Source organism: Photobacterium sp. BZF1 (assembly GCF_014349205.1).
In the GTDB taxonomy this organism is placed as follows: Bacteria; Pseudomonadota; Gammaproteobacteria; order Enterobacterales; family Vibrionaceae; genus Photobacterium.
Window position 1 is genome coordinate 26,563 of record NZ_JACSOF010000063.1, and the last position, 8,425, is coordinate 34,987.

Consider the following 8,425-nt stretch of genomic DNA (forward strand, 5'->3'; position numbering starts at 1 on the left):
AATAATACGCTTTTAGTGCATGTAATATCAAAGCAAACAGGCTCCCTTTGCAAAACCTTACATAAAAATCACATATCTACTGCATTCAGTTGTTGATAGCGGACAAAAAACATTCATTAAAAGCATATTTCTTCTGAGCCCAATCACATTTTTCAACCATAATTAGTGCGCATCGAAACGTTTGCTTTTACATTTATCGCCATCGAAACGATTGCGTAATCGTTTCGATGTTCGATTAAGACATGGATGACACTGCCACGGTTGGCATACGACGTTAGAAGCATCACCACCATCAATAATTAAGGTGCAAGCATGAAAAAGAGCGCACTCATCAACTCTGAATTGTCATATCTGGTAGCCACTCTTGGCCATACCGATGAAGTTACTGTGTGTGACGCCGGTCTGCCTATCCCAGATGAAACCCAACGTATTGACCTTGCCCTTATCCCTGGCGTGCCAACTTTCATCCAGACAGTAAAAGCGTTGTTGGGCGAAATGCAGATTGAAGGCGTGGTGATGGCAGAAGAATTCAAGCAAGTCAGCCCTGAGCACCACGATGCGCTGATTGCCCTTATCCGCGAAGAAGAAGCGATGTGCGGAAAAACGTTCAATATCGCTTATGTGCCTCATGAAGCATTCAAAGTTCACACCCAAAACAGCAAAGCGGTGATCCGTACCGGTGAATGCACCCCATACGCCAATGTTATTTTCCAAGCCGGCGTTGTGTTTTAAAAGGCCTAGTTGCAAGGACTCCCTATGACTCAGCCAATTCTAGAACTCAAAGACATCGAAAAGGCATTCCCCGGCGTTAAAGCGCTGGATAAAGCCAGCCTGAATGTCTACCCGGGCAAGGTGATGGCCTTGATGGGTGAAAACGGTGCAGGTAAGTCAACACTGATGAAAGCGTTGACCGGCATCTACCATATGGACGCAGGCGAAATCCGTTATCAGGGCCAACCTGTTAACTTCAATGGCCCACGCCACTCACAGGAAGCAGGTATCAGCATTATCCACCAGGAGTTGAACCTAATCCCTGAGTTGACCATTGCCGAAAACATTTTCCTTGGCCGTGAAAAAACTAACGCATTTGGCGGCATCAAATGGGCACAAATGTATAAAGAAGCCGATGCCCTGCTAGCTCGCCTCAATGTTAAACACAGCTCGCGCACATTGCTTGGCGAACTGAGCCTTGGTGAGCAGCAGATGGTTGAGATTGCCAAAGCGCTGTCTTTCAAATCTCAGGTCATCATTATGGATGAGCCGACCGACGCCCTGACCGACACCGAAACAGAATCCCTGTTCAAGGTGATCAATGAGTTGCGCGAAGAAGGCACAGGCATCGTATATATCTCGCACCGTTTGAAAGAGATCTTCGAGATCTGTGACGATATTACGGTACTCCGTGACGGTAAGTTCATCGGCCAACGTGCTGTTGCCGATATTGATGAAGATACCATGATCGAGATGATGGTTGGCCGTCGTCTGGATGAGCAATACCCTCGCATTGATGTCAAACACGGTACCACTTGCCTTGAAGTGAAAAACCTTTCCGGCTCAGGTGTTAAAGAGGTGAGTTTCACCTTGGATCGCGGTGAAATATTGGGGATCTCTGGCCTTATGGGTGCCGGCCGTACCGAATTGATGAAAGTCATTTACGGTGCCCTTCAGCGTGAATCTGGTGACATTGTTCTTGATGGCAAAGTGATTAACCCACTGAGTCCACAAGACGGACTGGCCAACGGCATCGCTTATATCTCTGAAGACCGTAAAGGTGATGGTTTGATCCTTGGTCTGTCGGTGAAAGAAAACATGTCGATTTGCTCGCTAGAGCAACTGTCAAAAGGTGTTCAGCTAAGGCACTACGACGAAGTCACCGCAGTGGAAGATTTCATCCGCCTGTTCAACATCAAGACACCGACTCGCAACCAGATCATCGGCAACCTCTCAGGTGGTAACCAGCAAAAAGTAGCCATCGCCAAGGGTTTGATGACCAAGCCAAAAGTATTGATTCTGGATGAACCGACCCGGGGTGTGGACGTTGGTGCGAAGAAAGAGATCTACCAGTTAATCAACCAATTCAAGTCAGAAGGGATGAGCATCATTCTTGTTTCCTCTGAGATGCCGGAAGTACTCGGCATGAGTGACCGCATTTTGGTGATGCACGAAGGCAAAATCAGCGGTGAATTCATGGCTGAAGATGCCGACCAAGAAAAACTTCTTGCCTGCGCTGTGGGTAAACAAATCAACGAGGTAGCAGCATGAGTAGCAACGCTATGACCAAACAACAAAACTCCGGTAGCGCCAAGCTATTTAGCAAAGAGTGGCTAATCGAGCAGAAGTCTCTGATAGCCCTTGTATTCCTGATTGTCGTGGTGTCATTCCTGAACCCGAACTTTTTCACTGTCGACAATATCCTGAATATCCTGCGTCAGACCTCGGTCAATGCCATCATTGCTGTGGGTATGACACTGGTTATCTTAACCGCGGGTATTGACCTGAGCGTTGGTTCGGTCCTTGCCTTGTGTGGTGCATTTGCCGCTTCTCTTATCGCGATGGAAGTACCGGTAATGATTGCGGTACCTACCGCCTTGCTGGCCGGTGCTGCTCTGGGTGCTATCAGTGGCGTGATTATCGCCAAGGGTAAAGTCCAGGCCTTCATTGCCACACTGGTGACCATGACCCTGCTACGTGGTGTGACCATGGTTTACACCGACGGTCGACCTATATCTACCGGCTTCACTGACGTTGCTGACAGCTTTGCTTGGTTCGGTACTGGCTATGCAATGGGTATCCCTGTGCCAATCTGGCTGATGGTCATTGTGTTTGCTGCGGTATGGTACCTACTGAACCACACCCGTTTCGGCCGCTACATCTACGCTCTGGGCGGTAACGAATCAGCTGCTCGCCTATCTGGTATCAACGTGGATCGCGTCAAGATTGGGGTTTACGCCATCTGTGGTCTGCTAGCTGCTCTTGCTGGCCTCATTGTTACCTCTCGTCTGTCTTCGGCTCAGCCGACAGCGGGTATGGGCTACGAGCTTGATGCGATTGCAGCGGTTGTTCTTGGCGGCACCAGCCTAGCCGGTGGTAAAGGCCGCATCATGGGTACCTTAATCGGTGCACTGATTATCGGCTTCCTGAACAACGCCCTAAACCTATTGGATGTCTCCTCCTACTACCAAATGATTGCGAAGGCAGTGGTTATTCTGCTGGCAGTCCTTGTAGATAACAAAAATAAGTAACACAACCTCTGTACGCGGGTAGCCCCCTGCCCGCCTCCACCCGACATATGTAGAAAGGAAAATAGAATGAAAAAGTTAGCAACCCTAATCTCTGCCGCTGTACTGTCAGCTTCATTCAGCTCTACGGCTGCCGCGCAGGACACAATGGCAATGGTTGTCTCCACGCTTAATAACCCATTCTTCGTTACCATGAAGGAAGGGGCTGAAGCCAAAGCGAAAGAGTTGGGCTATAACCTGATTGTTCTTGATTCACAAAACGACCCAAGCAAAGAGCTTTCGAACGTGGAAGACCTAACGGTACGTGGCGTGAAGGCAATTCTAATCAACCCTACCGATTCTGATGCCGTTTCCAATGCTATCCGCATGGCAAACCGCTCTAACATCCCTGTCCTGACCCTAGACCGTGGCGCAAGCCGTGGTGAAGTGGTTAGCCACATTGCCTCTGACAACGTGGCAGGTGGTGAAATGGCTGGTAAATTCATCATGGAAAAAGTGGGTGAAAAAGCACGCGTTATCCAGCTAGAAGGTATTGCTGGTACTTCTGCGGCCCGTGAGCGTGGTAAAGGCTTCATGCAAGCGGTTGACGGCAGTGGCATGGAACTACTTGCTAGCCAGCCAGCTGACTTCGACCGTACCAAAGGCCTGAACGTAATGGAAAACATGCTAGCTGCTAACCCTGACGTACAAGCCGTATTTGCCCAGAACGACGAAATGGCATTGGGTGCTCTGCGTGCAGTTCAAGCATCAGGCAAAGATGTCCTAATCGTTGGTTTCGACGGTACTGACGACGGTATCGCGGCGGTTAAACGTGGCAAGCTAGGTGCAACTATCGCCCAGCAGCCTGATCTAATCGGTGCGCTAGGTGTAGAGACTGCAGACAAGATGCTGAAAGGCGAGCAGGTTGAAGCAAACATCCCAGTTCCTCTGAAGGTGGTTTCGGAGTAAGGGACAGATTCTGGAATCTGGGTCCTAGGTCCTAGGTCCTAGGAAAAGCATGAAGCTAAGGCGTCGATATGGCTCACCTTTCGCGCCTTAGTTTCAGCCCCAATAACTTTCAAAGTTTATCGCTTAGCAAACACCTCTTTCCCAGCTGCTAAGCCATACATTTTGGCCAATGAGAATCAAAAAGGTCCCAATATGAATAAATTAGTCGTTCTTGGCAGTGTGAACGCCGACCATGTTCTGCAAGTTGCTTCTTTCCCACGTCCGGGAGAAACGCTGCATGGCCATAGCTACTGTGTGATCCCTGGTGGTAAAGGGGCAAACCAAGCAGTCGCTGCTGCCCGTCTGGGTGCTGATATCGCATTCATTGCCTGCGTCGGAGATGACAGCTTCGGCCACGAGATGCGTGAAACCTTTGCCAAAGATGGCATGAACACCGATGGTGTGATGATTGAAAAAGACATGCCAACCGGTATTGCGATGATCCAAGTAGCGGCAACGGGTGAGAACAGTATTGCGATTTCCGCCGAAGCCAACGGCTGCTTGAGCCCAGCCCGTATCGAGCCGCACCATAACCTTATCAAACAAGCCGATACGCTGTTGATGCAATTAGAAACCCCGATGGCTACCATTGAAGCGGCAGCTAAAGTGGCCAAGCAAGCAGGTACTCGTGTTGTCCTCAACCCGGCCCCTGCCCAACCATTATCGGATGACTTATTGCAACATATTGATATGATTACCCCTAATGAGACTGAAGCAGAGCTACTGACGGGTATCAAGGTAACAGATACCATCAGCGCGCAGAAAGCGGCGGATGCCCTGCATGAAAAAGGGATCAAACAGGTAATGATCACCTTGGGTAGCCAAGGCGTTTGGGTCAGCGAAAACGGTCAGGGCCGACAAGTCCCGGGCTTCCGTGTTGATGCCAAAGATACCACCGCAGCAGGTGATACCTTCAACGGTGCATTGCTGACAGGCCTTCAGGAGAAGAAACCGATGGATGACGCTATCCGCTTTGCCCATGCTTCTGCTGCAATATCAGTCACCCGAATGGGTGCTCAAACGTCTATTCCACACCGCCGTGAAGTGGAACGCTTTCTTATTGAGCACCAATAAGTTATTGATACCGTGCCCAACCGGGCACGGTTCAGGGAGAACCTATGGCGACAATCAAAGATGTAGCAAAACTTGCAGGGGTCTCGACTTCGACAGTTAGCCACGTCCTGAATAAAACCCGCTTTGTCAGTGAAGACATTTCTGTCCGCGTTATGGCGGCAGTGAAAGAGCTGAACTATGCCCCATCGGCCTTGGCGCGCAGCCTGAAGGTAAACCACACCCGTACTTTTGGTATGCTGGTGACCACCTCGACCAACCCGTTCTTTGGTGAGGTAGTAAAAGGTGTTGAGCGCCGCTGCTATGAACAAGGTTATAACCTGATCCTGTGCAACACCGAAGGCGATTTGGCCCGCATGCGTGACAGCCTAGATATCCTGCTGCAAAAGCGTGTCGACGGCCTGTTATTGATGTGCAGTGAAGTCGATGGTCAAGCCTTCGACCTATTCTCTCGCCACCAACCGGTGCCAACAGTCGTGATGGACTGGGGCCCTATCGATTTCCCGAGCGACAAGATCCAAGATAACTCCCATCATGGCGGCTACCTAGCGACCAAGCACCTTATTGACCAAGGCCATACCCAAATTGGCTGCCTGACAGGGCCATTGGATAAACTGACTGCCCAGCAACGTTTGTCTGGCTATGTGCAAGCGATGGAAGAAGCCGGACTGGAAGTTAACAAACAATGGATAGCCTCGGGTAATTTCGAGTGTGAAGGCGGGGAGATCGCCTTTAATGAAGTATTCGGCCGTGGGCCGCTACCAACTGCCTTATTCGTTTGTAACGATATGATGGCGATGGGCGTCATCAATACCGCCAGCAAAAAAGGCATCCGCGTGCCTGAAGATCTCTCCATTGTGGGCTATGACGATATTAAGTTGGCGAAATACATTACCCCGTCGCTAACGACTATCCACCAGCCGAAGCACAGGCTAGGCCAACAGGCTGTCGATATCCTACTAAGCAAGATCCAAAACAAGCATGAGGCCAATACGGTGATCCAGCTTGAACCGACACTGGTAGAACGTGATAGCGTCAAACGTATTCACTGATACTTCGACATTGATATTTTGACATAGTCAGACAAATCAAGAGCTCATCAATGATGGGCTCTTTTGTTATCGGTAAACATGGCTTACTTTTGCTATTCATTTATCTTCTTTGCCCTTCCCCAATCATCAAAGGTTAAGGTTGGCTAAATTCCTGTTTCACAAAGTACGAACATCTTAACCATTGACCTGTTCTCCCCTTGAGCGTAAAACCCAACTTAGAGAATCAAAGCCAATTCTAACCGCCAGTTATAAGTTAAAGGCGAATAAGGGCAATCATAATGCTAAAGAACATCACACACTGGTTACAGCGCCGATTTAAAGGCTCAAAATCCACCGAATGGGAAAGTGATTTTATCTCCAGCCACTTTTAGTCTTCTTCCTTATCCTAAAATGGCATCGATGGATAAGATCCCCGATAAATTGTGATAAACAAAGAGCCCACGAGGGCCCTTTGTGATGTCATTGATTAATATTGAGACTCGTCAACTTGCAGCCTCGACCTGTTCTTTCTCTTCATCATTTCGATTTTCAATCAAGCTATCGAGCTTCCTCGCCGTCATGAACATAATCAATGCCATGATGCACGCTCCTATACCTATTTTGAGGAAATAACTGGCATATACCGGTAGGGTCTGCAGCGAGTTCACACTTCCTGATGATTCAGGCACAGCAATATAAACCGCGAGATTAGCTGCAACCATCGAAGAAATCCCCAACGTCAACGTCCTGAAGCCCAGCGTAAAACCAATCATGTGATTAGGCACCAATTGCGCCAGTACTGAAATACCCAAGGCACTGATCAGCAACTCACCCAAACCTTGGAACAAGTGTGTAAGAATGAGCCAGAACGCAGATACCCTACCTGTCTCGTCCGCCATGAAGCTAGCACCGTAGGCTAAACACAAGAAGGCCATAGAGCAGAACAACATACCCATAGCAAATTTCAGCGGCAATGAGGCGCCTTTACCTTTAGCACTACTGCGCTCATAAAAGATGGCTAACAATGGGCTGAGGATAATTATCCAGAATGGATTCAATGCTTGGGTTGAGACGGGGTCGAAAGGAATGCCAAGAAATTCATGGCGGGTATTATGAATAGCAAAGAAAGTTAAAGAGGTAGGCATTTGCTTATATAAGATGAAGAATACTACTGAGAACCCTAATAATATTAAACTGACTATCATCTTTTTCTGTTGGGCCCATGACTCTTTTCGCATATAGTTGATAAAAAATGTAAGGGCAATACCTAGGGCAATAACCAATAGTATCTGCATCAATTTATAGTGCGTTATTAACCAACTACCTAATAATGTCAGAGCGATTAATCCCATCAGTAATAATGCATAGGTTTTCAAGTTAACTACTTTGAAATCAGCATCAGCACCAATATTTTTCACCCAGTCTCTTTTATACAGGTAGAATGCAATAGTAATCACGTTCCACATTGCTGCAATAGCAAAGCCCGCTGAATAGGAATATTTATGTGCAATAATCGGCGTAATGATAAGAGAAACACATGAGCCGATATTAATCATCATGTAGTAAAGGGTAAATGCGCTGTCTATCCGAATATCATCTTTCCTGTAAGCTTTGGAAATCAAGTTGGAAGGACAGTTATTGGCTAGAGCCCTACTAACCCCGCCACCGGCAATCCCTATCATCGCTAGCGGGATACTGCCTATTGCCGCTGCATAACTCAAGAGCAGTAAGGTTAGCACAATGCCTAGGTTGCCGATAATCAATGACCGTTTAACACCAATGACTTTATCAGCTAAATATCCACCAATGGCATAAATAATCGTTGAAAAAGCAGAAGCAGCACCATTTATTAAAAAGGCATCACTTTCTGACATACCGAGATCGTTGACCATGAAAACAGTAATAATTGCCACTAAGCCATACATTGAAAGCATAGCGGGCAAAATAATAATGCACATCAACTTGAATGCAGAGGGTTGACGGGAAAATGCGATTGACATAAAACTTTCCTCGTAATTCAGACAACAAAGTCTGAAATCATTATTCAGTAAAACTTATAAGATATTCCTTAAAACATTGAATCACGTAATATATAGC

Annotated in this window: 7 protein-coding genes; 6 read left to right on the forward strand and 1 reads right to left on the reverse strand. The window is 47.7% G+C overall.

The features are described 5' to 3' along the window. Positions 1-312: 312 nt before the first annotated feature. The 6 genes from rbsD to BIZ37_RS15395 all read left to right on the forward strand — a co-directional run bounded on the left by rbsD (position 313) and on the right by BIZ37_RS15395 (position 6,349). Positions 313-732, forward strand: a complete 420-nt coding sequence (rbsD, locus tag BIZ37_RS15370; RefSeq protein ID WP_039461932.1) for a D-ribose pyranase — start codon at positions 313-315, stop codon at positions 730-732. A gap of 24 nt (positions 733-756) precedes the next feature. Further along, positions 757-2,262, forward strand: coding sequence for a ribose ABC transporter ATP-binding protein RbsA (gene rbsA, locus BIZ37_RS15375; RefSeq protein WP_107296077.1), 1,506 nt, complete (start codon positions 757-759; stop codon positions 2,260-2,262). Then, positions 2,259-3,242 (forward strand): ribose ABC transporter permease, encoded by a 984-nt coding sequence (gene rbsC, locus BIZ37_RS15380; protein WP_107296076.1) that lies wholly within the window; start codon positions 2,259-2,261, stop codon positions 3,240-3,242. Before rbsA ends, rbsC begins: the two co-directional genes overlap by 4 nt. Before the next feature lie 66 nt (positions 3,243-3,308). Then, complete coding sequence (gene rbsB, locus BIZ37_RS15385; protein ID WP_039461926.1) at positions 3,309-4,187, forward strand: ribose ABC transporter substrate-binding protein RbsB; 879 nt, start codon at positions 3,309-3,311, stop codon at positions 4,185-4,187. Positions 4,188-4,379: 192 nt separating this feature from the next. Further along, a complete protein-coding gene (gene rbsK / locus BIZ37_RS15390) occupies positions 4,380-5,300 on the forward strand; it encodes a ribokinase (RefSeq protein WP_187462221.1) in 921 nt (306 codons plus the stop codon). 44 nt (positions 5,301-5,344) lie between these two features. Continuing rightward, entirely contained in the window at positions 5,345-6,349 is a 1,005-nt protein-coding gene (locus BIZ37_RS15395) for a substrate-binding domain-containing protein (protein WP_187462222.1), read from the forward strand. 482 nt (positions 6,350-6,831) lie between these two features. Here BIZ37_RS15395 and BIZ37_RS15400 read toward each other — a convergent pair whose 3' ends face one another. Further along, positions 6,832-8,328, reverse strand: a complete 1,497-nt coding sequence (locus BIZ37_RS15400) for an oligopeptide:H+ symporter (protein WP_187462223.1) — start codon at positions 8,326-8,328, stop codon at positions 6,832-6,834. Positions 8,329-8,425 lie beyond the last annotated feature (97 nt).